The sequence below is a fragment of the Pseudomonas syringae pv. coryli str. NCPPB 4273 genome, from assembly GCF_000972175.1.
Taxonomy (GTDB): Bacteria; Pseudomonadota; Gammaproteobacteria; order Pseudomonadales; family Pseudomonadaceae; genus Aquipseudomonas; species Aquipseudomonas syringae.
In genome coordinates this window covers 131,468-153,355 of sequence record NZ_AWQP01000002.1, presented here as the reverse complement: position 1 = coordinate 153,355, position 21,888 = coordinate 131,468, and the positions used below count along the sequence as shown (strand labels likewise).

26 protein-coding genes are annotated in these 21,888 nt (G+C 59.8%); 1 reads left to right on the top strand and 25 read right to left on the bottom strand.

All coding sequences use genetic code 11. From position 1 onward, the window contains the following. Positions 1-2: 2 nt before the first annotated feature. The 22 genes from P406_RS01185 to P406_RS01080 form a co-directional block, all read right to left on the bottom strand. Positions 3-3,149, bottom strand: coding sequence for a phage tail tape measure protein (locus P406_RS01185; RefSeq protein ID WP_046235084.1), 3,147 nt, complete (start codon positions 3,147-3,149; stop codon positions 3-5). Positions 3,150-3,288: 139 nt separating this feature from the next. Next, complete coding sequence (locus P406_RS01180) at positions 3,289-3,609, bottom strand: phage tail assembly protein (RefSeq protein ID WP_046235083.1); 321 nt, start codon at positions 3,607-3,609, stop codon at positions 3,289-3,291. Between the two features lie 9 nt (positions 3,610-3,618). Next, on the bottom strand, positions 3,619-4,122 hold the full coding sequence (locus P406_RS01175) for a phage major tail tube protein (RefSeq protein WP_046235082.1): 504 nt from the start codon (positions 4,120-4,122) through the stop codon (positions 3,619-3,621). A gap of 12 nt (positions 4,123-4,134) precedes the next feature. Then, positions 4,135-5,307 (bottom strand): phage tail sheath subtilisin-like domain-containing protein, encoded by a 1,173-nt coding sequence (locus tag P406_RS01170; RefSeq protein WP_046235081.1) that lies wholly within the window; start codon positions 5,305-5,307, stop codon positions 4,135-4,137. 94 nt (positions 5,308-5,401) lie between these two features. Further along, a complete protein-coding gene (locus tag P406_RS28525) occupies positions 5,402-5,551 on the bottom strand; it encodes a hypothetical protein (protein WP_156174816.1) in 150 nt (49 codons plus the stop codon). A gap of 8 nt (positions 5,552-5,559) precedes the next feature. Beyond that, positions 5,560-8,223 (bottom strand): phage tail-collar fiber domain-containing protein, encoded by a 2,664-nt coding sequence (locus P406_RS30040; protein WP_370737579.1) that lies wholly within the window; start codon positions 8,221-8,223, stop codon positions 5,560-5,562. Then, entirely contained in the window at positions 8,220-8,825 is a 606-nt protein-coding gene (locus tag P406_RS01155; protein WP_046235080.1) for a phage tail protein I, read from the bottom strand. Before P406_RS01155 ends, P406_RS30040 begins: the two co-directional genes overlap by 4 nt. Position 8,826: 1 nt before the next feature. Further along, positions 8,827-9,708 (bottom strand): baseplate assembly protein, encoded by an 882-nt coding sequence (locus P406_RS01150; RefSeq protein WP_046235079.1) that lies wholly within the window; start codon positions 9,706-9,708, stop codon positions 8,827-8,829. Beyond that, positions 9,705-10,031, bottom strand: coding sequence for a GPW/gp25 family protein (locus P406_RS01145; protein WP_024683894.1), 327 nt, complete (start codon positions 10,029-10,031; stop codon positions 9,705-9,707). Before P406_RS01145 ends, P406_RS01150 begins: the two co-directional genes overlap by 4 nt. 5 nt (positions 10,032-10,036) lie before the next feature. Beyond that, a complete protein-coding gene (locus P406_RS01140; RefSeq protein WP_046235078.1) occupies positions 10,037-10,282 on the bottom strand; it encodes a hypothetical protein in 246 nt (81 codons plus the stop codon). A 54-nt stretch (positions 10,283-10,336) separates the two neighbouring features. Beyond that, positions 10,337-10,897: a phage baseplate assembly protein V gene (locus tag P406_RS01135; protein WP_046235077.1), complete on the bottom strand. Its 561-nt coding sequence runs from the start codon at positions 10,895-10,897 to the stop codon at positions 10,337-10,339. Beyond that, entirely contained in the window at positions 10,872-11,423 is a 552-nt protein-coding gene (locus tag P406_RS01130; RefSeq protein ID WP_046235076.1) for a hypothetical protein, read from the bottom strand. The genes P406_RS01135 and P406_RS01130 overlap by 26 nt, the downstream gene beginning before the upstream one ends. Further along, the gene (locus P406_RS01125; RefSeq protein WP_046235075.1) at positions 11,416-12,072 is read right to left on the bottom strand and encodes a phage tail protein; all 657 of its coding nucleotides are present in this window, start codon (positions 12,070-12,072) and stop codon (positions 11,416-11,418) included. The genes P406_RS01130 and P406_RS01125 overlap by 8 nt, the downstream gene beginning before the upstream one ends. Next, complete coding sequence (locus tag P406_RS01120) at positions 12,069-12,383, bottom strand: head-tail joining protein (protein ID WP_010425610.1); 315 nt, start codon at positions 12,381-12,383, stop codon at positions 12,069-12,071. The genes P406_RS01125 and P406_RS01120 overlap by 4 nt, the downstream gene beginning before the upstream one ends. Positions 12,384-12,385: 2 nt before the next feature. Continuing rightward, on the bottom strand, positions 12,386-12,607 hold the full coding sequence (locus P406_RS01115; RefSeq protein ID WP_046235074.1) for a hypothetical protein: 222 nt from the start codon (positions 12,605-12,607) through the stop codon (positions 12,386-12,388). A gap of 1 nt (position 12,608) precedes the next feature. Further along, entirely contained in the window at positions 12,609-13,637 is a 1,029-nt protein-coding gene (locus P406_RS01110; protein WP_004663036.1) for a major capsid protein, read from the bottom strand. A gap of 12 nt (positions 13,638-13,649) precedes the next feature. Further along, on the bottom strand, positions 13,650-14,000 hold the full coding sequence (locus P406_RS01105; RefSeq protein ID WP_024692785.1) for a head decoration protein: 351 nt from the start codon (positions 13,998-14,000) through the stop codon (positions 13,650-13,652). 13 nt (positions 14,001-14,013) lie between these two features. After that, the gene (locus P406_RS01100; protein ID WP_046235073.1) at positions 14,014-15,246 is read right to left on the bottom strand and encodes a S49 family peptidase; all 1,233 of its coding nucleotides are present in this window, start codon (positions 15,244-15,246) and stop codon (positions 14,014-14,016) included. Between the two features lie 2 nt (positions 15,247-15,248). Then, complete coding sequence (locus P406_RS01095) at positions 15,249-16,853, bottom strand: phage portal protein (protein WP_046235072.1); 1,605 nt, start codon at positions 16,851-16,853, stop codon at positions 15,249-15,251. A 2-nt stretch (positions 16,854-16,855) separates the two neighbouring features. Next, positions 16,856-17,071, bottom strand: a complete 216-nt coding sequence (locus P406_RS01090) for a hypothetical protein (protein ID WP_004663043.1) — start codon at positions 17,069-17,071, stop codon at positions 16,856-16,858. 10 nt (positions 17,072-17,081) lie between these two features. Continuing rightward, complete coding sequence (locus P406_RS01085) at positions 17,082-18,971, bottom strand: phage terminase large subunit family protein (protein WP_046235071.1); 1,890 nt, start codon at positions 18,969-18,971, stop codon at positions 17,082-17,084. Between the two features lie 43 nt (positions 18,972-19,014). Beyond that, positions 19,015-19,536 carry a DUF1441 family protein gene (locus P406_RS01080; protein ID WP_046235070.1) on the bottom strand — a complete coding sequence of 174 codons (522 nt, stop codon included), beginning with the start codon at positions 19,534-19,536 and terminating at the stop codon, positions 19,015-19,017. A gap of 246 nt (positions 19,537-19,782) precedes the next feature. Here P406_RS01080 and P406_RS01075 point away from each other — a divergent pair, with 246 nt between their 5' ends. Next, positions 19,783-20,043, top strand: a complete 261-nt coding sequence (locus tag P406_RS01075) for a hypothetical protein (RefSeq protein WP_144431033.1) — start codon at positions 19,783-19,785, stop codon at positions 20,041-20,043. A 170-nt stretch (positions 20,044-20,213) separates the two neighbouring features. Here the strand turns inward: P406_RS01075 and P406_RS01070 are convergent, their stop codons facing one another. The 3 genes from P406_RS01070 to P406_RS26980 form a co-directional block, all read right to left on the bottom strand. After that, positions 20,214-20,600 carry a hypothetical protein gene (locus tag P406_RS01070; RefSeq protein ID WP_046235068.1) on the bottom strand — a complete coding sequence of 129 codons (387 nt, stop codon included), beginning with the start codon at positions 20,598-20,600 and terminating at the stop codon, positions 20,214-20,216. Continuing rightward, complete coding sequence (locus tag P406_RS01065; protein ID WP_003342436.1) at positions 20,597-20,920, bottom strand: phage holin, lambda family; 324 nt, start codon at positions 20,918-20,920, stop codon at positions 20,597-20,599. The genes P406_RS01070 and P406_RS01065 overlap by 4 nt, the downstream gene beginning before the upstream one ends. Positions 20,921-21,155: 235 nt before the next feature. After that, on the bottom strand, positions 21,156-21,653 hold the full coding sequence (locus tag P406_RS26980) for a hypothetical protein (protein ID WP_082100665.1): 498 nt from the start codon (positions 21,651-21,653) through the stop codon (positions 21,156-21,158). Between the last annotated feature and the right edge of the window lie 235 nt (positions 21,654-21,888).

Sequence of the window (21,888 nt, the reverse complement as noted above, 5' to 3'; positions counted from 1 at the left end):
CCCTACTCGACGTGCGGAGCATCAAACAGATTCGACCGTTGCGACTGCTGCGCCGAGTCGCGCATAGCTCGCTGAATCATCGGCTCCAGATCTCGCATCAGTTGCTGCGGATCTTTCACATCACCTTGAACGGTCAGTGTTATTGGCGCATTTATCGAAACCTGCTGTTCGTACTTGGGTGTCGGCATCTTGGGTGCCTCGGGCTTGATGACAATCGGCGCGGCAGGACTCGCTGCAGGCTTTTCTGTCATGGCCCGACCTACATCCCCCATCAGCGGCCCGGAAGGAGCCAACGCTGGAGCTGGCCCCCGAGCCATAAGCGGCACCCGGTCGTTATCGAAAGCCTTGGCCGTCGCACCCAGCGTGGGCACTACTGGGCCGGGCAGCGCGACCAAAACCGGAGGCGCAGCCAGCAACGACACCGGCTTGTTCTCTTTCTCCGGACTGCCGAATAGCTCTTTGCCCAATAAGCCGCCGACCTCACTGCCGCCCCAAGAACCCAGGGCACCGCCAATGGCCGCACCTATCGCCGTGCCCACGACCGGCAAAATCATCGTGCCAATCGCCGCACCGGCCGCAGCACCACCCCAGCCGCCCAGCGCGGAGCCCGCAACCTCGGTAGCCCCTTCCAGTTTCTTCTCGATAGGGTCATCTGACTGATACAGCTCGACCGCTTTCAGGCCAGCGCTGATCACCGCTTCGCCAGGCAAAACCTTGGCCTTGCCTGCCATCTTGCCCAGCAAAGGCATAATGCTTCGCTCAGCAGCCGCAGGAAGCGGCGGCACAGGGATGGGCAGACGTGGGACCGGACGAATCCGAGGGGCGTCGGCCGGACTCGGTGGCACCGGCCGGATGCGCGGCTCACCGGTCGGGTTTGGCGGTACTGGGCGAATACGCGATTCACCGGCCAGGCTTGGCGGTACCGGGCGGATGCGCTGCTCACCGGGCGGGCTTGGTGGTACCGGGCGGATGCGCTGCTCACCGACCGGACGCGGCGGAACAGGCCGGGTACGCGGTTCACCAGTTGGACGCGGTGAAACGACGGGCGGACGAGACGCAGCGCCTGCACGACGACGTGCACGGGCTGATCGCCGTCCTCGACGTGGCGTATCGCGCTGGCCCGGCAAACCCGATCCCGCCCCTATCTCCGAGGCGTTCACCACGAAGACGCGCTGCAGGCCGCCCCCTTCGCCAGAAGCATTGGAGCCGCCATCTGAATCGGCACCAGCCTCCAGCGTTTCGCGGTAAGCCTCCAACGCCGTGAACCCAACCCCGAGCAACCCTTTAGGCCTTTTGGCCTCACCGCCTGCATCAGCGTCTTTGGCTTCCTCGTCCTTGGCATCATCACCTTTGACGTCATCCGGCTTGTCCTTGTCGACCAGCTTCGCACCGGCTTTGGATGCCACTGTCAGGCCAACGCCCAGCAGCGCAGCGACACGCGCTTTGCGCCCAGAGGCTGCAGCACCAGGCGCGGCCGCTGCGGTACTGCCAACACCTGCAGCTTTTGCGTTGGTCACAAAAACCTGCTGGACCTTCCCGGCTCCGCCGCCGACCGACCCTCTGGCAAGATTCATCAGGCCCTTGCCGATTTTGAATGCACCGAAGGCTGACTTGGCAACCAGCAGAGCCCCGATGGTGCCCGTCAGTCCCATAGCCAGGTTCGGCATCTTGTCGCTGACGGTCGTGATGCCTTGGGCCACGGTCGTCAAACCTTGCGCCACAGCATCGGTTGCTGGACGGATCGCATCGCCCACGCTGCGCATGGCATCGTTGGCCGCCTGTGACAGCTCGGCCCACTTCTGTGACGAGCCTTCTCGGCGCTCGGCCAGGTTCTTGTCGAGAATGCCCGACGCGTTGCGGGACTGCGATTTCAGATCGTTGTACAGCTGCTTGTTCTGCAGATACGCAGTAAGCGCCGCCTTGACCTGCATATCCGCAAAAATGTCGCCGGTTTTCAAAGCCTGCGACAGCGATTCCATCATCGCCTTGGCCTTGGCCGGATCTGTTTCCTTGCTGATTTTAGCCGTGGCGGCCGCCATTGCTTCGGCCTTTTTCGGGTCCGTCTTCTGGATGTACTGCTGGGCCAACGCCATGCTGGACTCCAGCGTGGACATACCCTTCTGCAGGCCGGTTTGCATCGAGCCTTCGTAATCGATACCAGCCTTTTTGTAGGCATCCACCGTATCCGAAGCACCGATTTTGCCCATCCAGTTTTTCAGGTTGTTGGCCGCCTCGTCAGAGCTGCCCGCCGTCTTCATCTGGACCTGCAGCATTGCACCGAGCTGCGTCACCGCGTCCATGCCGGTGATACCGATACTGCCCATGTTGGCCAGCAGTTCGGGAAACCACTTTGCCATGTCGGAGGCTTCGAAGCTGCCCGCCTGCCCTTGATAGGCGATGGCCTCAAGAGCCTGCTGCATTTCCTTGGCGTCGGTGATCTTGGCGTTTTGCCCAAGGGCGTTGATCATCTTCGCTGTGTCGGTCCCTTCGGAACCCTGACCGACCACGAATTTGGCGGCAACCGGCGCGTACTCCAGCGCCTTGCTCAGTTCCATACCGGCACCGACCAGCTGGTTGACTACGTCAGCGACCTGATTGCGCTCCATGCCGGTATCACGCGCGGTCGTGATGATGGTTCGTGACATCTCCGCTTCTTGCGGTTTGTTGGCTATGCCTGCCTTGATCGCAATGTCACGAACAATCGCCCCGAAGTCCGCGCTGACTTTGGTCGGGATCGCCAAGGCCCCGGCCGCTACTACGGCTTGCCCGACCGAGCTTTTGACCGTCTCCCGTCCCTCGCTCATCTGCCGTCGGCCCTTGGCCTGCAACTCGGCAGAACGGGCCGTGCGCCCCATTTCCTTGTAGGCTTTGCTCAGCCGTCCGACCTCGACACCCTGCGCTTTGAGGCTGTCGAGGTTTGAATTCAAACGTGACAGTAGCGCGGTCGCGCCGGCCTGGCCCGTTGCATGGGCTTTGCGCCACTCCTCGCGCAACTTGATCGTTTCGCCAATCGTGCTCTGCAGGACGCGAGCCTTGGCGCCTTTGTCGTCCAGCGCCTTGATACGGCTCTCAACGTCCTTGAAGGCCTTGCCTACGGTTGCACTGACCGCGCCACCGATGACAAGGCCCAGCTTCAAACTATCACTCATAGACCACCCGAGGCGTTCAAAGGGGGATCAATCCATGATCCACCACAACATTCGATTGAAAGGCATTGCCTCAATCTCAGCAGCGGAAAAGCCCGTCTCCGCTGCCAACTTGCGCGCCGCCTGTCTCAGGGTCTGCGGATTACAATTCATCCTCTTCGACCAGGCGAAAATAACCTTCCTGCAGGCGGCGATAATCGCGCTGTTTCATCCGGTCCAGATCGTCCCGGCCAGCCTCGATCAGGCTGCAAAACAAGTTGAGTTCGTGGGCCTCGGGGTTGCCGTTGGCGGCGGCGGCGGCAGCCCGGTTATCCTTCACGCTGGGCGCACGCATATGCACCTTGTCGACTTTTACGGTGTTGATTTCCACCGGGTATTTCAGCGTGATGGTTGCGCCTGAATCCGTCAGAACGATCCACGACGGCAGAGGGGTGGTTTCGGTATTACCAGTTACTTGAGTCATGTTTATTCCTTAAAGGCCGAGGGCTGTGCGTTCTGCTGCGAGTTGGTCCACGCCGTCGATCACGCGCACCATGTTCACCATGTCGATCTCGTAAACAACACGGCCGTCGACTTCCAGCTTGTAGTAGGAGACGGCAAGGCTGTGCTTGATCTCCGCCACGGTGGCGGGCTTCCACTCGCCTGGATCGACTTCTTTCAGCATGCCCCGCAAGGTCGCCACCACGGGCGTGATAACGCCTTTCAGGCCCTTGAACGAGCCACGGAACGTGCCGTTGAACGCGGTCTGATCAGACAGGCCGAAAAATTTCAGCGACTCGCGGCGAACGCCGTTGGTCGTGAAACTGGCTTCCATTTTTTCCAGGCCCATGTCGATTTCGATAGGACCGGCCATGCCGCCGCCGCGGTACTCCTCGGTTTTGAGCGTCATCTTGGGAAGCGTCAGCCCCGGCACGTCGCCGCTGAAATTGATACCGTCGACGAACAGGCTCGTGTTGGAGAGGGTTTGCGGAATCATGTAGAGCGCTCCTTAAGCGGCTTCGAGGACTTCGGTCAGCCACTGATTGGTGACTTCAACGCGGAAATTCGGGTTTTCGGCAGGCGGCACATCGGTGAAACGGATGTTCCAGTACACCTTGCCCTGCTCCAGCTGGCTGGCAGTGTTCAACTCGGTGTCCGCGTAGACCTCAAAATTGATGATCGCCCCTTGGTTTTTCAGGTCACGCATGAAGGCTTCCAGGCCGTCGGTCACGTCCTTGACGTAGGTTTTGGTGATCGAGCGGTCGACTGCCCACTTGTGCCCTGCCTGTATCGCATCCATGACGATGTCGAGCGTGCGGACCCGCGTCACGAATGCCCACTTCGCATCACTGGACAACGTGCGGTTGCCCCACAGGCGATAGCCGTCGTCGCGGATGATCGTGGCGATATTGGCGTTGTTGAGCAGGTTGGCCCGGCACGTCGCGTCACCGGCCAGGTACTCGATGGACCGGGTAGTACCGGTGATGCCGACAAATTCCTTGTTCGACGGTGACGCCCAGAAACCGTACTCCGTGTCAGTCCAGGCAAAGAGCCCGGCGACCCAGGCCGACGCAGGTGCATCGATAGTCTTGCTGGCTATGGTGTCCCAATACTGAACGCCCGGATCACACATGAAGATGCGCTTACTGCCGAAGTTTTTCGCATAGGCCATCGCCGCTTCATCGGTCGTACCTGGCCCGTCAACAATGGCGATGGCGCGCAACTTGGCAGCCAAACCATCCATCGCGGTGGCCACGGCGAGCGTGGCCGAATGCTTGGGCGCGATCAGCAGTCGTGGCTGTGCGTTGAACAGGCTCTTGCCGTCAATCAGCGCTTGCAGGCCTGTACGCTTGCCGGACGCGAGCACACCGCCAATGACGGCAGAGGTCAGTTCGGCAGCGGTCGAACCTGCAGCAACACCACACCCCACGATCACGGCCTTGGCGCGCGTAAAGATCGCCTGACACGCTTTGGTGATCGGCGCATCTGCACCCCAAGCTGCAATAGCTTCACGCTCACTGGTGATCAGTTTCAGCTCGTTGACGGCTGCCAACTGGGCGCCCTCAGGCGCGGTACTTGGGGTGAAAACGTCGCACAGGCCGATGATCGAAGACGACGGCAGCGCGATGGTGCGCGCCCCGGTGTCAACGGTCGTCATGGTGATGCCGTGAAAAAAGCTCATAAAGCAAACTCCAGAAAACAGAAAACCCGCACTGGGCGGGCTATTGGATTGGTCGGTGTAGAGGGTCTATCTGAGCGATTAACGCTTGCAGGCGTCAGCTGGCCTCACTGTTTCGTTTGAATTGCAGGTAGCGCTCGTCGGTATCCTGGAGCTGCGCTTGGTTCGGGTAGTCGGTTTCATCCTGGGCGCAGGAGAACACCGCAACGACTGTTTCACCGTCATCGGAAAGCTGTGCGTAGATCATTGATCACCTTAGAACCTGTAGCCCGAAATATTGACTGCACCCTCTTTGAAGGTGCCTGACAGAACACCAGCCAGCCAGAAAATGGTTTGAGCGGTAATTACCTTGAGGTTCGAGAACGAGCCGGTACAGATGTTTTGGACCGTTTCGGACATGCTGTTACCCGCTACCTGTTGGAAACCAATTCCAGACGCAGCCGAGGCAATCGATATCTGGGCGTTTGAGGTATTGAGGCCCGCGACGGACAGCCAACCCGTCACGGCCTTAGCCGCCAAGGGAATCACGGATGCGATACTCAGCGACTTAAATACCGTGATTTGAGCTGTGGTCACTGCCACCTTTTCATAGGTAAAAATCACCTCTCTTCCCTCCATGAATCCGATCTGAAACAGAGAGCTTTTGATTCTCCACACGCTGACCAACGCCGACGCCGTGAACCCTGCGGGCATATTTGCTCCGGTGTACACCTCTCCCATCGCCACCGAGGTGGCGTCAGTAGCCAACAGTGCTGACACTCCGGTGATGGGGTTATAGATTGCGTAGATCGCGACGAAACCATTCGCCGGCACTGCGCCCGTGTCCATGCCTCCGCTACCGACGGCGGTCAGGTTGATCGTCTTATTGAAAGAACTCAGGCGATACCCCATGCCACCCACACCTGCCTCAACGATAAGCTCATCGGCAGTGATGACAGCAGAAGCCGACGAACTGGCCACGCTCATGATCACGTTGCGGGCACTGCCTACGATGGTGGTAGGGACAAGACCGGGATCATCGACAGAGACCACTTCACGCCAGTTGGTCCAGACGCCGCTGGCCTGCGTCCGCCAATACCTGCGACTGCCTCCCCCCAACTGCGTCAACGTTTGCAAACAACCACCATTGTTCCAAGGCACAACCTCGACCGAACAACTCGTGGCACCCGGTTGATTGGCGGTCGCCGGGTTGGTGCGGTAGAGGCCGCCCAATACGGCCGTGTTCAGATCCGAAACCAACGAACTGTTGACTGTGCCGAGGCCCACCCCCGCTAGGGTTGCCTGAACAAAGGCTGTATTTGCAAGGGACAGATCGTTATCACCCAGCGCAGCCGTCGGGGCTTTGGGATCGCCCGTGAACACAGGACTGTCGAGCCCACCCACCTCGCGCCAGACCGTCCAGCCGCCTGCAGCCTGAGTGCGCCAGAATAGGCGAGCGACCCCACCGCTACCCGCCAGTGCCGAAAACAGCTGAAACGCCCCGCCGTCGTTGTAGCGCATGTTCAACAGTGTCGCGTTCGCCGCCAGAGGTATATTGGCCGCGTCGGCATTCATCCGAAACATACCTGCCAAGGCGACACTGTTCGCGTCTCCGACCGTAGTCGCGTTGTCAGTGCCGAGGCCGAACAGCCCTATACACAGACGGGTAAAACCGGTTGTCGCAACCGACGTATCGTTGTCGCCCGCTGATACAGTTGGAGCCCTTGGGTCCCCGGTGAAAACCGGTGACGCCAAGGGAGCCTTGAGCGCGAGAGCATTGGCCGTACTGGCCGCAAAATTGGGATCATTCCCCATAGCCGCTGCCAGCTCGTTCAGCGCATCCATCGCCCCCGGCGCACCACCCACCAGCGCCGCGATTTTCGCCACAACAAACGCGGTCGTTGCAATTTGTTCGCTGTTCGTTGAGGCAGCTGGAGTCGGGGCTTTGGGCGTTCCGGTAAAAGTCGGAGAATCGACGTTCGCTTTACGCAAAAGAGCCGAATCCATCTGCCCGACTGTATAGACATCAGTCAGGCCATAACCGGCAACCGTGGTCGGACTGGTCCCGCCGAGAACCCGCCCATACTTGTCTACGGTGACACTGCGATACGTGCCTGGCTCGACGCCTGTGCGGCCCCACGCCATCTCAAAACTCAGGGCCGTAACACCCAACGAGATAGGCCCGTCCGTGACCAACTGCCAACCGCTGTCACCGTTGACAGTCCCTTGCTCGACCTGCACCAGCAAACCCGGCGTGACGCGTAGGTCGGTGTCAGCATCAGCCGCCCGAGCCCAGGTACTGGCAGCCGTTACATAAATGCCGTTCTCACGCGCAGCCGTCTGCTTGGTGACCAGCACACGACGGCCCGCTGGCACCGTCACCCCGTCAATGGTCTGCAGGCCGCTGAGCGCAATGTTAGCGGTGGTTGCCACGAGAACCGAATGCTTGAAGTCTTGCCGCGCCAGCTCGCTAAGCACGAACTCTTGAGTCGCCAGCACCACGCTAGGGTCAATTTTCAACTCGACGCTGGCCGAGTTGCTGACGATCAGATTCATGCGTACCACTTGGGTCCGGCCGGAGCCTTGAGCCAGCAGCGGCTTGAATGACGGCGCGCAATTGGCGACTGCCACAAGATCATTGTCCGCATCGTAAAGGCCGATTTCGCGAATCCATTTGCCACCGACTTCGGCAGGTATAACCTGTTCGGCGATGATGATGGCCGGATTGGTCGGGTCCTGCTTGAGCTGATTCAGCGGAGCTCGACGCCACTCGTTGATCAGCGCTTTTTGCTTGGCGTCCGGCTGCGGGTCTGCGCCGTTGGCATCGCCGACGCCCATCTGGGTAATCTTCCAGCCAATGCCGAGGGCATCGGCATTGGCCTGTTTGGCGACGCCGATATTGGTCAGGATGGCGTAAAACTGCGAGTTTTGATCGATCATGAATACACATCCAGGGTGTCGATAGTTTCTTCACGTCCGCCACGGCCGATCACACCCGAGACGACGATGTCTCGCGATTGCGGTGGGTAAACGTCGATGATGTCGCCCTCTTGCACAGAGGCGCTCAGGTAGGTGCTGCCAGTGGTTTCAAGGCTGATGGCAAGGCCGATCAGATGACGGGAGACCGGCTTGGCGTCATCGATCAGCGCCGTCAGCTCTTCATACATCTGTTCCGTGATGCCGGTGTCCAGCACGCCTACTTTCAGCTGGAACGTGCCGGGCTCGCCCAGCGGATTGAGCTGCCACCACTCCACGATGTCGATCAGATAGCCCAAAGGCTCGACCACCCGACGCAACGCGCCGATGGTGCCCTTGTGCGCGTGGACATAGAACGAAGCCTTGACGGCATTACGCTTGACCGGCTCCGACCATTTCTCGTCCCAGCGGTCGACGGACCATGAGGAGGCCAGGTGCGGCAGCAACTCCACCGGACAGGTGTCCGGGTTGTAAAGTGTGCGCAGGGGCACGGGCGTGGCATCGACTATCGCAGCCTCAATGGCACGCTCAAGCTGCGTACTGTTGTTGGGTAATAGACTTTTCATGTCAGTCACCCTTGGCCAGCGTGAAGCCCTTGCAATAGGCGGCCTGTGACTTGCTGGGAAGAATGTCGACCCAGTCGCCCAGGTCCACGCGACGAACGCCTGCAATGTGCAGCTGGGCGTCGATGGCCGAGCGAGCCACTTCAATACCCAAACGCCGCCGAGGATTGATCCAGGCCTTCAAGCGCGCTTCGCACTGCGCCAGAATGGTCTCGTTCTCCGAGCCAGTACCGACCATGTGCACCACCGCGTTGATGGTGTAAGGCAGGATTTCAGCGCTCTGCACTATCAACCGATCACCCAGCGGACGAATGTTCTCGTCGCTCAGATAGTCGCGCACCTCGTCAAGCAATGACTGGGGTGCAATGCCGGTTTCACTCAAAGCCAGCACCGTGACGACCACCGTAGAGGGTGACGGGCTTTCGGCTGTGGCATCAGCAACCAGCCCCGACGAGTTCCGGGCGTGCAGGATGTAGCTGTTACGCGGACCTGCAGTAGTCAGCCCTTCATAGACCAACTGGATACGCTCGCGCAGCGCGTCGTCCTCCTCCTTCACCTCAGCTGTTGGGGGAAAGGTCGTCAGGTCTTCGGCTTGGATCACCAGGCGTTTGAGGTTGACGTTGAACGCCAACTGATCCAGGTCAGATTTACGAGCGTAAGCCAGCAGCAAGGCCTTGCACCCATCGTTGACACGGGCGCGATTGCCGAGCTTGTTGTAAGCACCCAGTTCAATCAGCTTCGTGACGGGATCGCTCTCAAGCGCGGCATTCCAGTTGTTGCCCATCCAGTCCCGGAAAATGCCCAGTGCTTCCTCATAGGTGGTTTCAACGTCCAACGGTTCCAGCACTTGCGGCGCAGGCAGCGCCGACAGATCCACCGCACTCATGCTGTGACCTCCAACGTGAAGCTATCGCCCTGATACGTGCCTTTCAAAGCGAACGTGACCTGCCCATCAATCACCGATATAGCGCGCACGGACTCGAGCCTCACCCGCGGTTCCCATCGCCCGATGGCTCGGCTGACCTCGGCTTGCACCGCGCTGCGCCAACCGGCCGTGACCGGCAAATCAACGAACCGGGCCAGCTTGCTGCCGTACTCGGGACGGATTCTGCGACTGCCCTCTGGCGTGGTCAGAATGTCCGCGATGGACTGACGCAGGTGATCGAGACCCGACAAGGGCAAGCCCGTCTCGCGGTCCATTCCGATCATCGTGATTACTCCAGCGGCTCGAACTCTTTGTGCGCTTTCAGGTAGGCCAGCGCGTCGGCATCGGAGGAATTCACCGAGGCAACGCCCTGTGCTACGTCGACTAGGCCACCGTTGGGCAGCACCACCGTTCGGGAAGTGAATACCGTGTCCCGGAAGCCAATCTGTGCAGGTTCCGATGCAGGCGACGCTGCACGCGGAGCGACGGTGATAACGAGATCCGTAGACGCCGGCTCGGTCTTGGTTTTGCTCATGCTTTTCTCCAGACGCAAAAACCCGCATAGCGCGGGGGTGGTCAAACGATGGGATCAATGTTTGTGGTGATTGCTGTTGCCAAGGGTGTCGAGGATCGTACCCATACCTGTCACGTTGCCGGTGACCAGCAGCGACCCGTCGATTTTCACGTTGCCCGTGAGGTTGATCGAGGGCGATTGAACGGTCGCGGAATCATCCGTCACAACCACCGTTGAAGCGCCCACCTTCACCGTCACAGTGCCCGTAGGCAGGCTGATCGTGTAGGTATGGGCCTGCCAGTCGTAGACCAGAGAACCGCCATCGTCGAAGCGCCATACCTCTACGTGGTCGCGGTTATCGGGCGGCGCACCTGCATTGCCGTAAAGCCCAGGAACGAATGTGCCTTGCGCAGGATCTCCGCTGGGGCTGATGAGGGCACCCTGCTCGCCCAGCGTTGGGACCCGCCAATGGCGCGCCTTGCCCGCTGCCTGGCTATGCCAACGCACCCAGGCACTGGTCCAGCCAGCGCCATCGGTCACGCGGACCATCGCGGCACCGAGATCAACGGCCTCTACGCGGCAGGGAATGATGAGCGCCGCCAGCATTCGGTCATGCGCTGCGCTCGCGTAGCTCATTCAGCTCCTCCGCAGATCGATAGAACTCTTCATTGCCAGGCCCGATGTCAGGGCTGAAACCCCAGACCAAGCTGCCAGGCGGCTGATCGGGCCACGGCCACTCCTCGTCGCCCAGATAGATCCCCTGCGTCCACTCGATCAGCCAGACCGCGTACCCATCCAGCTCGGGACGGGACCAGTCCTGAGCGGCCCGGACAAACTCAGCTTCGTTGACAGACAGACCCCACGTCTGTCCGCGCAACAACACCGCCAGTTGGGTCGCGGCAAATGCCGCTTGCTTCTGGCACTCCTCACGCTCTGAACCGACAATGACACGCGCTTCGAAGCGTGCGATGAATGCGGACTCGCCGGTGCCTTGATCAACACCGGGCTCAAACTCCGATACTTCCAACAGCACTGCTGGCACGGCTATTTGTTGCAGCATGTCGGGCATGGTGCCGACATACTCCAGCCCGACAATCGCGTCGCGGATATGGTGCTCAATCGCTGCATAGAGCTGAGCAAGGCTGAAAGCTTCGTCAGACACGGGCTGTTCCTCTCAGATACTTCTGCAGTTCGAAGTTGAATTCCTGCTTGAGGATCTCAATCAAACGCGCGTCGGCACGTTTGACCCACTCATCAAAATGCAGCCGCGCCCCTTCGAGCGAGACCTTGGCCTTGGCGAGTGGGAAGCGGCTGCCATTCTCTTCAATGAAACCCGACCGGCGTTTTCCCTGACGAGTTTGCTCGTAATCGCTTGCATCAAAATGCTTGCTCGCCGTGCGGATCCATATGTCGGGACTACCGCCATACACCGTCTTCAGGAACGCCCCTTGATACCGGCGACCCGCGACCGTTACACCGGCACGGCTCTGCCGAGCCCGGCCGATTCGGCTGGCCGACATCGCGTCTAAACCCATCCAGAGTTTTCCACGCATCGCGCCAGCAGTGACCGGGTAAGCACGCAGACGCTGACGCACTGCGGTCACAGCGATGCGCTCTTGCCGGCCGATGGCCCTGGCGATATGCGTACGCAACCAACGAAGCGTCTTGTTGATGGCACGCCGCTGGGCCGCTGCCGCCGCTTTGGGAACCGCTGCCGCAAAGTCCTTGAAGGCATCAAGATCCCCCGCAGAAGGCTGCAGGGTGATCATGCCGTCCTTGGCCGACTGCTTGTAGAAACTGCCTATGCTCATCGCTTTAGCCTCAGGATAAGGGACACCCAGCCTGTACCGTCTGGCTCCAGGCCGACTAGGTCATACCGACCGCCACCGTCCTGCTCAGGCAGGTCGATGGAGACGATCTGACCAATCGCAACAGCAGTAGCGTCATGAACGCGTATCGTGAAGTGCGGTTCCCTGATGCCGGTGTTGATGCGTCCGAGCTTGGGCTGCAGCCACGGGATTGAAAGAAACCCTGCGATATCGCGTCCGTCGACGGTTGCGATATCGCCCAGAGATTCAAGGATCTGGGCGTCCATGTCCTCAGCCAGTTCTCGAAAGCTCATGTTCATTCACCGTCGGTGGCGTCATCAGTATCGCCAGGGCTTGCTGCCTGGGACTGGATAGCCGCTTGCGCCCGAGGGTCCGTGCTTATGGCGATACGCCCTTCTGCCACCAGCGCATCCTCCATCTCTTTGCTGGCAGGGGTGTATGGGCTGCCTCTGAGGATGACGTTGCGCCCCTCCTGAATGCAGCCATCCACCACGATATAGCCGGGCTTCTTGGCCATCTCACACCACCTTGGCGTAGATGAATGCGTCCGGCTCCAGCAAACCAGCGAGTGCCGCGCTCTGAAGCTTCAACCAGCGAGCGCTCGGCTCCTGGGTTGTCCAGCTCTTGGGGAAGCGGGCCGCTTCGACCAGCCCGCTCTCGATGGCTTCCAGATCCTGAATCGCACCGTAAAGCATGGCGTTACGTGTGGATGTCGCGCCCAGAATCAGACCGCCTGCTGGGATCATCGGCTGCTCATCACCCTCGTCATCCAGGTACCACTCGTCATAGCCGTAAAGGTCGACCCCCGGATCATTCAGGTAGCCCAGATAGGTGACGCCGTCCGGCAGCTCTTCGGGCTTGATCAGGCCCATGTCAACGCGGCGAGTATTCAGTTGCTTGATGACCGTCAGATTGGACTGGAATGCATCAAGCGCCTCACCGCTCAGCGCAGCAGTGTTGGCAGTGCGGCCAGAGTCTTTGGCGATCTTGCGTTTCCAGGTGCGCAGGTTGCCAATCGGATCAGAGTTGTCAGTGCCCCACTGGCCGGTGCCCAGCGTGATCTTGTGATCGTTGGCCATCAGGAAGTCGATCGTGTCGTCAACGCCGTCGCCCAGCACGCGGACCTTGCCGGTGGTCAGTGCCTGGGCACACATCCACTCCTCGCGACGAATGATCTCGTCATCCAGATCGCGCAGATCCTTGCCCAGCATCTGGCCTGCCCGCTCCAAAGGCGACCGGCTGGAGAAAGGGTTGTCCCCTGCCGAGCGTTTGAGGACCAGCTCAGCGGTCGTTTCACGCTTAGGCTGAATGTAGGGCGGGGCATAGGAATCAGTCCGGTAACCGTCACGCAACGAAATGCTGCCGGGCAGGCGAGGATGAACAAACGGCGCCATTTTGCGCTGGCCTTTGACGATATCAATGTCCACCGTTTTGGTGGGGAACGTCACGGGGCTGCCGCCATTGAAGAACGTGTTCAGCAGAAAACGTCGCGCCGTGGGCATCTGCTCGACGGCTTCAAGCATGGTACGGGTGTCAAAAATATCCATCAGAAGCTCCGGTTAACGAATGAACAGGCACAGCGGCCGCAGGGCTGCTTTTGCTTTGGCGAGTGACAGGCCTTCGCCCAACATGAGCTCAGAGCCCAGCACCTCGCCGGTGAGAAGGATCGATGCTGGAAAAGCACCGCCGGTGGTGTCTACGTCTTGGTCGAGCACAGCCTTGGGTGCCTGGGAGCCGTTGTCGGAAGCGGCGGCGCTGAGTACGTACTCGCCCGAAGCGTCGACCTGGCCGAGCACCGCGCCACGCTTGAGCTTCTGGCCTGCCGCAATGATTCCGGTCTCAATCACCACAGGGAATGCACCTGCAGAGAGATGACTGGGGACGTAGGTCTGACGGGTTGGATTACTCATGATGTTCTCCTGATCAGCGACGCGAAGCGCCCGCGACAATGGCTCCGACTACGGCTTTGCGCTCACCCTGAGCGTTGCCATCGGCGGGTGTAGAAGTAGATGCACGGGTGCTGTCGGCCTTAATGGCGCTCAACGAAATGCCACGGTCCTGGGCAGCCTTGAACAACTGCAAGGCGGTTGCCTCGACCGAGGCCCCGGAATCAATGGCTGCCGTGATCTCAGCCTCGAAGCCCTTACTGGCCAGACCGTTGATGCCCTTGATGCGCTCACGCTCAGCGGTGACCGCCTGCGTGCTGGCTTGCGTACGTGCAGTCTCCAGTTCGGACTGGCTGGCCTGGGCAATTTCGATGGTGTTTGGGTCGGTGCCAGCGGCCAGCGCTTCGCGCAGCTGAGCGGTGGAGTTGACGGTGGTCATAGTGAATGTCCTCGGTTGTGTCGCGGCCGGTTTGGCCAGTTCGGTAATTAGTCCTTCTAGTGAGCCCAAGCGGTGAGCAAGGCCCGATTCAACGGCTGCGGCACCTACCCGCAAGCCGCCAAAATCTCCCATTGCAGGAACAGCGTCGGATGCCACGCCAAGGTTGCGGGCGACCTTGGCCACAAACACCTCGCCCATCGCGTCCACGGTTTCACCGACCTTGGCACGCCCCTCTTCGGTGGCCATGTCCAACCGCTTGTTGGGGGCGTTGCGACTGACGATCTGGTAACGCTTGCGGCCGCTGCTGGCCTCACCCTCGACCACGGCTTCCACCACAACGCCGATGCTGCCGAGCAACGCCGTCTCATCAATGACAATCTCGCTGGCCGCAGACGCCAGCCAGTAAGCCGCGCTGGCACCCGTTCCACCGACGTAGGCCACAATGCGCTTACGCGCACGTCCCGCATGGATCTGCTCAGCCAGCTCGTTGATGCCCGCCGCCACTCCGCCAGGGCTGTCGATGTTGAGGATGATGGACTTGATGCTTGGGTCATCCAGTGCCGACTGCATGTCGGTGGCCAGCACCTGGGTGCTGGTCGCGCCACTTATCTCGGTGAACAGATTGGCGTAGCGAAAAACCGGACCGACCACCGGGATGATGGCGACGCCGTTGCGAACGCTGACCGTGCGGCTGTTCTCCAGTCGAATACCAGTTTTGCTCTCCAACGCCCCCGGATCGCCCATGCGGTCGGCAATGGTCAGCAGGTTATCCAGGGCGTCAGGCAGCATTAGCCAAGGCTGCGATGCAGCCAGCTCCAATGCGCGGGGCATGGTTATTCCTCGTTGGATGGTGTGGGTGCCGGGTCGGCTATGACGCCGCCTTTGGGCAACATGTGCAGGTTGTCGGAGCGTCGCTGCTCAACTTCGCGAACACGCTGGCGGTAGACTTGCTGCCAGGGCTCGCCCGTCATCGCGGCCGTTTCGAGGGTTTCGTTGCTGACCCCGATTTCGATTCGCTTACCGGCTGCATTGGCCTCTTTGAGCTCATCGATAGCGCCTCGCGCCGGCCCGATCCAGATCCCCTGACAGTAGGCTTTACGCTTTGCAGGGTCCGCGTAACCCGGCAGGTGGATCAGCCCTCTCGCCACGGCCTCATCAATGATCAATTCACGGCTGGGCTGACAGAAGTCACAGGCCAGCCACCAGCGCCGAACGCTGTAGAACCGCCACGCCTGCAGCATCGCAGCGCGAGCCGCGCTGTAACTGCTGCTGTAATGAAGCAGCAACTCCTCCATCGGTTGCTCCAGCGCCGCGCCGATCTCTTTCACGACCGCCGTGAAGAAGGGGTCGAACTGGGCATTGGGTCGAGCCGGATTGGCAACCACCGGCTCCTCGCCCATTCCCAGGTCAACAATGGCACCCTCCCCCAATGCCAGCTCACCATCGTCGGTGGTATCACCACCCGCGCCCTCGTTACCCATGGCGGACATGGGCAAGTTGGAGACGTTGAAGTCGTTGTTCTTTTTGATGAACACGGTGAACATCGCCGAGATAACTGCCGCCATCAACTCAGCACTGCTGTAGCGCTCCAGCTTCTGCAGCGGTTCCAGTACCGGAGCCAGGTAGGGAGCGCCTCGCTTCTGGCCTGGCCTTTCCTTGTCCGACATGACGTGCATGACCCGACGTCTGCCGGTGACATCACCGAACGCAGGCAGACGCTCCCATGCCAGGTTCTGGCCTGCCAGATACTCATTGGGATAGCCGTTGCAGACGTGATACGCCAGGGGGGCTCCCAACCTGTCAAACTCGACACCTTCCACCATATCTGCGCGGTCCATGCCCCCGTCCGGATTGCAGACACGGTCCGATTCGATCAACTGCAAACGGGTGCTGAAGATGCATCCCGGACGCTCATCGTCGGGGCTGGCGATCAGAACGTCGCCGCAGACCATGGCCGATATGAGCACCAGCGCCTGCAGTTGGTAGTGATTGAGCGTGGCTTCGGCGTCACACTCGCGAGGGTCGTCGGCGTACAGCGACCAGATCCTGTCCAGTTGGGCATTGAGTTGCTCGGCCTGCTGCTCGTCGATGCCGACAGCGACATGATCGATCTGTGCACGGCAGACCAGGCCGGTGCCGACCACATTGGTGCGCAGACGGGTAATCGCCGCCCGAGCGATCAGATGGTTGCGCATGGCATCACGCGACCGGGCTACCAGCATGCGACGCTCGCTGTGGTGCAGGTCGCGCCTGGCACTGCCCAATCCAGGAATCCAGCCCGCCATGCTGCGCAGCACACGGGATGCGCCGCGCCAGCGGGTTTCGACTCCGCCACCGCCCCCCTGCGCTTTAGCAGGGTGCCCTTCAGACACAGACTTGGCGAGCTTGAGTGCCTCACGCATCAACAACTCGGCAGGGTCTTTGCGGAAAAAACCCATAATCAGATCACCATGTAGGAGATGCGATTTCGTCCCCTACCCTGCAGCGACGCCTGTTCCAGCGCGACCTCTTTAGCGTATTGCTGTTCAAGCAACCGCAGGCTGTCGAGCTCGGCCCGATAGATCTCGCGATCTGCTCTTTTGAGACGCTGACCTTTTTTAAGGACGTCAGAGATCGCCGCCCGTACTTGCTCCAGGCGCATTTGTGCGTCAGTCATGATTGAACCTCTAGTAGCCTGCACGGCTGCGCGTGCCACGACCGCGAGCATTCGCTTTACGTGGCACAGGAGTGACGGCCTGCTCGGTGTTGAAAAGAGTGGGTTGCAGCAGTTGCTGCTCCAACTGATCCCACTCATGTTCGCGTAACAGATGTGTCTTCAAGCTTCTGGCCGCATGTAGTGCATACACTTCGCAGTCCAGCGCTTCGTTACGGCGGCCCGCCTTCTTCTGCCACACCATCTTGCTGGGGTTGCGCGCGTGCGGGGCCAGTACTTCATTGGTGAGCTGCTCGTAGTAGTCCGAGCGGATCTCGCTGTACCAGTGCATCCGGCCCGGCCCTGAGCCGGTGAGTCGAAGACGTCCGTCGATCAGCGTCTTTGCCTTGTGGGTTCCGACGATGTAGACGCGCAAGCCATATTTCGACGCTTTGGTGTTGTCCTGGGAGGAGTCAACCGACGGGGATGGCCGGGTGAAAATCTCCTTGTCACGGCTGTCAATGGAAGCGCCCTTGATCGCCATGATGTTGTAACGCTGCCGATCCCGGACGTACCCGTAAACCGCGTCGCTGGTGTTGCCGTCCGAACTGTCGATACTCACGGCGGAAATGACCAGCTGCGCGCCGCCCTCTGTCGCCACCGGCTTAGCAATCAGCCGATCCAGCTCCTGCCAAACGGCGTCATGCGGATCAATGGGATTACCGTACAGCTCACCCCAGTACAGTCGCCACGATTCTTCACCCCGGCCCCAGCCGATGATGACCAGCGCCAGCCGGTCCCCCTGAACGTCGACGCCCACCGTAATCAGCAGCACCCCATTGGGTGCCGTCAGCTCTGCGTAAGGCTCAGCCCGCTTTTCCAGTTCATCCGTTTTGGGTGCATCGCTTTTGTATTCGTAACTCTCCCCCTTGGAGCTGTTGACGAAGGCGATCATTGGCCCGATGTTGCCGTGGGACGCGGCGTGCTCGGCCTGAAGCTTTTTCTCCATCAGCGCCTGGAAGCGCGATCCCCAGAACGTGGCGTATAGCTCGTTGAGAATGTAACCGGCAATGCCTCTAAACTCGGCCGTAGCGACCCAACGGCCGTGTTTGAGGTTCGCGTTTTTCTGGTTGTCATCCCACGAACAGCCGCAGTGCGGGCAAGCGTAATACGCATGCTCGGGCCGTTTCTTGCCATACACCTCGTGGTAATAATCCGGGTCGTCGGCGCAGAACAGATTGTCGAAGCTCAACGCATGCGACTGGCCACATTCGTGGCAAGGCACGAGCCCTTCGCGCTTGTCCGAGATCTCCAGCTCCGCATCAATGGCCGACAGCCCCTTGATGGTCGGGGTGCCGCCGATGATGATTTTCGAGCGGCGAAACGTCTTCAAGCGTTCCTTGGCTAGCTTGATGCTGTCCCCCTGCCCCCGCAGGTTGAGGTTGCAGTCATCAGGCTCCTCGACAGCGACTCTCGGCACCGGCGTGGACTTCACACTCGCCGGACTGTTGGAGCCCACCATTTTCAGAAATCCGCCCGGAAAACGCTTGAAGTCCTGACGCTGCTGCAGCTTGCGACTGCGTAGATCGACCTTCTTGCGAAGCCTGGGCGTCGCCTCGATCATCGGCTCAAGCTTCTCGCCCACATACTGCTTGGCCGCTTCTGCTTTGGGAAACAGCACCAAGATCGGAGACGGATCGATGTCGATCCACTTACCGAGGGCGTTACCCAGCACGCCCGATGTCCAGGCCACCTGGGCGGACTTGCGGCCTACGATTTCTGTAACGTTTGGATCGTCCAGTGCCTCAAGCGGGCCGCCTGGCCAGACCAGATGCGGGGTCACATCGAACCGGTATTTACCCGGCCGAGCCGCCTCTTCGGCGGACAGCCAGCGATACTTGTCTGCCCATTCGATGATGCTCATGCGCGGCGGTGGAGCCCACTTTAAACAGGCTTTGTGCAGGGACTCACTCGCCGTCTTCCTCAAGGCCCTCCGGGTATGGCGATTCGTCAGAATCTCCAACTGAGTCAGCATCATTGTCATAGTCCGATAGCCTTCTCAGGATGGCCTCGATGGGCTCACGAATCAGTAGATCGTCCACCTCAATGCCATACCGGGCTGACAGCTCAGCGGCGAGCACATCTGGAAATGTATTAAGCAGTTCGACCTTGGCCGACATGATCATGGCCTCGAAGCGCTGGATCATGTCGGAGGCGATCACCACCTCCCCAAGTTCCTTGGCCAGCGCCAGCTCTTCACGGTTGGCCCGGACCCGGTCAAGCCTGTCACGGGACGATTCCTTCTTGCCGTTGAGCGAGGCCTGCTGCATCAGCCACTGGACCACCGCTTCGGTGTCGTACTGGTTTTCGTTGCCACGCCCCAGACCAAACTCAACCACCGGCATGCCGTCGCGTTGCCACCGGGTCAGGGTGCGTTCGTCCCGGCCAACGATCTCACTCAAGTCGGCCTTGCTGACTTTCCTGCCCATACACAACCCTTTAGAAAGACGGACATCCCTGCAAAAAACTCAGCTGCACAAGAACCGCGAGTCCACGTACCCGTGTAGGGAGCCCCCTTCTGGGAGGACCCAAATAGCAGCGGCTCGCGGGTGCTGTGGGCGCCGACTCGACCACTGAAACCGCCGCCTATCGCCCACGCCTCAAGCCTGAGGGCCATTTGCCGAAAAATTGGTAACTGCAAGACATTCACCACCTCTTAAGAGCGAAGTGCAAACATGAATGATTCGGAAAAGCAGCTCTGTGGATACATGTCGATCGTTGACATGCTCATAAGGATGAAAGACACCAGCCTCATTGAAGACCCGATGGTCATAGCCCAACTCAAAGAGCTTCGGGTCGCCATGGCAGAGCTAAACGCGATGACAGATCGACTGCAACAAGCAGTAGATCTGCATAAAGCCGCGACTCGACGCTCGCCCCCTCGTTTGTACGTGGTGAAGCGTTCACCGGACACGTCATCTGGCATTAGTAAATAGCTCTGAAACTTGGCAATCGGCTTCACTGACTTTGACTGCGCAGTATCTGGGCATCAATCTGGTCTGCGCAGGTGTCGAGCAGCCTGATGGCCTGATCCTTGAGCTCCCAGACGTCGCCGTTCGAACGAAGATCGGCCTCATCTGTGTCGATGCGCTCGCAAGGAATCAGCTCAGGGGATTCGATTCGAACCGCTGATGTTTTTGTGACCACCACCGGCTTTGCCGCGCAGGCCGTCAGGCAAAGGCTGAGAAGCCCAATCACGAACGGGCTTGCTGTTGCGCTTGAGGTCTTCAAACTCTTTCCTCGCCTGTTTGGCTTTTTTTTCGCTGACCTTGATCCGTTGATTCAGATCCTTCAGATAGGCGGCGTTACGTAGGGCCTCAGCCCGAAGCGTGGTAATGGTGGCCTCGCTTTCACGATTAGCATCGAGCGCTTGCTTCTTGGCCGTGGCTTCCACTTCCACTTCGCCGCGCAATACGACGACCCGGTACTGCTGAATGCCGACGAGCAGCACACCTACCAGCGCAATGATGATTGCGGCAGCGATGGCTTTCATACGGAATCCACCTTGCGGCCGATGAAGCGGGTGACCAGCTCCCGAATGGCCGTGACGCCGAGAAAGCCGATGGTCCCGCCAGCGGCCACCGACAGGCTGGGCGGCCAGGTCATCCACTCGATCAGACTCGACGCCACCAGACTCAACGCCCCGCAGATCAGCGCTTCGAACAGTATCCGGCGCTTACTGGTTTCTTTGGCGTCGTACAGGATGCGCAGTAGAGAGACGACGATGGCCATGATCATGCCCTGCCACAGTGGGTTTGAAATGACCGCCACGATCCTGGCCCACGTATCTGGTTTGTCGGGCATGGTGCGCATCCGGTTACCACCCTTGGGGTGAGCTAAAAATAAAAACCCCGCCGAAGCGGGGTGAGTGACAGCCTGGGGATGGCTGGGTTGAAGCATGCACAGCAGGTGCTCTGTAGGCGATTCAGGCGCAAATCGCAGATCGTGCCCACCTTTTACCTGCGTTCGGAAAAACCGAAAAGGGCCTGTTAACGGTTGGGCCAAATGTGTCCGCGATAGAACACCAATGCGACCACAATGCGACAAACTACCCGGACGAACGGTCATGCTGTCCTAGAGGGCGCAGCGAGTCGGATTCCCTAACCGACCTCGGCAGTTGAACGCTGCATTGTCGATCTGGCGGCAGCCCACGATGTGCGCGGGTACGTGCTTTAAGAATCACCAACACCTGCTGGTGAAGCCGAGCCACCCAATTGCGGTAAGTACGATCAGCACCCTCCGTGATACCGGCACTGCGCATCTGCTCTCGAACGGTGGTCTGCGTGCAATACCGGTCACGTGCCAGACGCGCTAAAGGTGCTTGCCCGGAACGCTCCAGTTCAGCTATCGCTGCACCTACCTCACTGGCGATGTGATCTATGCCGTACCCGGCGCTACCAGGTATCCGTGAGCCCGGTGTACCACGCGGCGGCGCACCGCCCCATTCGATGATCGCCCCCATTTGGCTGCCCAATCCACCGCCTTGGCCGCGCTCTCGCGTCTGCTCGCCCCAATGCACCATCAACGCTTCGATTTCCTTGATCACTGCCCTTTCCTCTCGAAATCTAAACCCAACACACAAAACGCCCTACCCAACACAGACCCAACACAGTTAAAACCCTTTAAAAACAAAGAATTAATAAAGATCGTGTTAGGTGTGTTGGGTTTGTCGGGTTTATAGGTCCTCGCATGGAGAAAAAATAACTGCGCTTTAACCGGCATAGATAACTTCACGCATGCGCGCGCGCGACGCCAAACCCAACACACCCAACACACACGTC

Excerpts from the sequence above, each read along its gene's own strand:
- P406_RS01150 (WP_046235079.1), bottom strand. The coding sequence starts at position 9,708 with ATGAGTGCGGTGGATCTGTCGGCGCTGCCTGCGCCGCAAGTGCTGGAA.
- P406_RS01175 (WP_046235082.1), bottom strand. The coding sequence starts at position 4,122 with ATGATTCCGCAAACCCTCTCCAACACGAGCCTGTTCGTCGACGGTATC.
- P406_RS01090 (WP_004663043.1), bottom strand. The coding sequence starts at position 17,071 with ATGACTGACGCACAAATGCGCCTGGAGCAAGTACGGGCGGCGATCTCT.
- P406_RS28525 (WP_156174816.1), bottom strand. The coding sequence starts at position 5,551 with ATGATCTACGCACAGCTTTCCGATGACGGTGAAACAGTCGTTGCGGTG.
- P406_RS01145 (WP_024683894.1), bottom strand. The coding sequence starts at position 10,031 with ATGATCGGAATGGACCGCGAGACGGGCTTGCCCTTGTCGGGTCTCGAT.
- P406_RS01140 (WP_046235078.1), bottom strand. The coding sequence starts at position 10,282 with ATGAGCAAAACCAAGACCGAGCCGGCGTCTACGGATCTCGTTATCACC.
- P406_RS01070 (WP_046235068.1), bottom strand. The coding sequence starts at position 20,600 with ATGAAAGCCATCGCTGCCGCAATCATCATTGCGCTGGTAGGTGTGCTG.
- P406_RS01185 (WP_046235084.1), bottom strand. The coding sequence starts at position 3,149 with ATGAGTGATAGTTTGAAGCTGGGCCTTGTCATCGGTGGCGCGGTCAGT.
- P406_RS01075 (WP_144431033.1), top strand. The coding sequence starts at position 19,783 with ATGAATGATTCGGAAAAGCAGCTCTGTGGATACATGTCGATCGTTGAC.
- P406_RS01100 (WP_046235073.1), bottom strand. The coding sequence starts at position 15,246 with ATGCCCCGCGCATTGGAGCTGGCTGCATCGCAGCCTTGGCTAATGCTG.
- P406_RS01095 (WP_046235072.1), bottom strand. The coding sequence starts at position 16,853 with ATGGGTTTTTTCCGCAAAGACCCTGCCGAGTTGTTGATGCGTGAGGCA.
- P406_RS01125 (WP_046235075.1), bottom strand. The coding sequence starts at position 12,072 with ATGAGCATAGGCAGTTTCTACAAGCAGTCGGCCAAGGACGGCATGATC.
- P406_RS01080 (WP_046235070.1), bottom strand. The coding sequence starts at position 19,536 with ATGGGCAGGAAAGTCAGCAAGGCCGACTTGAGTGAGATCGTTGGCCGG.
- P406_RS01105 (WP_024692785.1), bottom strand. The coding sequence starts at position 14,000 with ATGAGTAATCCAACCCGTCAGACCTACGTCCCCAGTCATCTCTCTGCA.
- P406_RS01180 (WP_046235083.1), bottom strand. The coding sequence starts at position 3,609 with ATGACTCAAGTAACTGGTAATACCGAAACCACCCCTCTGCCGTCGTGG.
- P406_RS01155 (WP_046235080.1), bottom strand. The coding sequence starts at position 8,825 with ATGAAAAGTCTATTACCCAACAACAGTACGCAGCTTGAGCGTGCCATT.
- P406_RS01110 (WP_004663036.1), bottom strand. The coding sequence starts at position 13,637 with ATGGATATTTTTGACACCCGTACCATGCTTGAAGCCGTCGAGCAGATG.
- P406_RS01115 (WP_046235074.1), bottom strand. The coding sequence starts at position 12,607 with ATGGCCAAGAAGCCCGGCTATATCGTGGTGGATGGCTGCATTCAGGAG.
- P406_RS01120 (WP_010425610.1), bottom strand. The coding sequence starts at position 12,383 with ATGAGCTTTCGAGAACTGGCTGAGGACATGGACGCCCAGATCCTTGAA.
- P406_RS01065 (WP_003342436.1), bottom strand. The coding sequence starts at position 20,920 with ATGCGCACCATGCCCGACAAACCAGATACGTGGGCCAGGATCGTGGCG.
- P406_RS01170 (WP_046235081.1), bottom strand. The coding sequence starts at position 5,307 with ATGAGCTTTTTTCACGGCATCACCATGACGACCGTTGACACCGGGGCG.
- P406_RS01085 (WP_046235071.1), bottom strand. The coding sequence starts at position 18,971 with ATGAGCATCATCGAATGGGCAGACAAGTATCGCTGGCTGTCCGCCGAA.
- P406_RS01135 (WP_046235077.1), bottom strand. The coding sequence starts at position 10,897 with ATGAGCTACGCGAGCGCAGCGCATGACCGAATGCTGGCGGCGCTCATC.
- P406_RS30040 (WP_370737579.1), bottom strand. The coding sequence starts at position 8,223 with ATGATCGATCAAAACTCGCAGTTTTACGCCATCCTGACCAATATCGGC.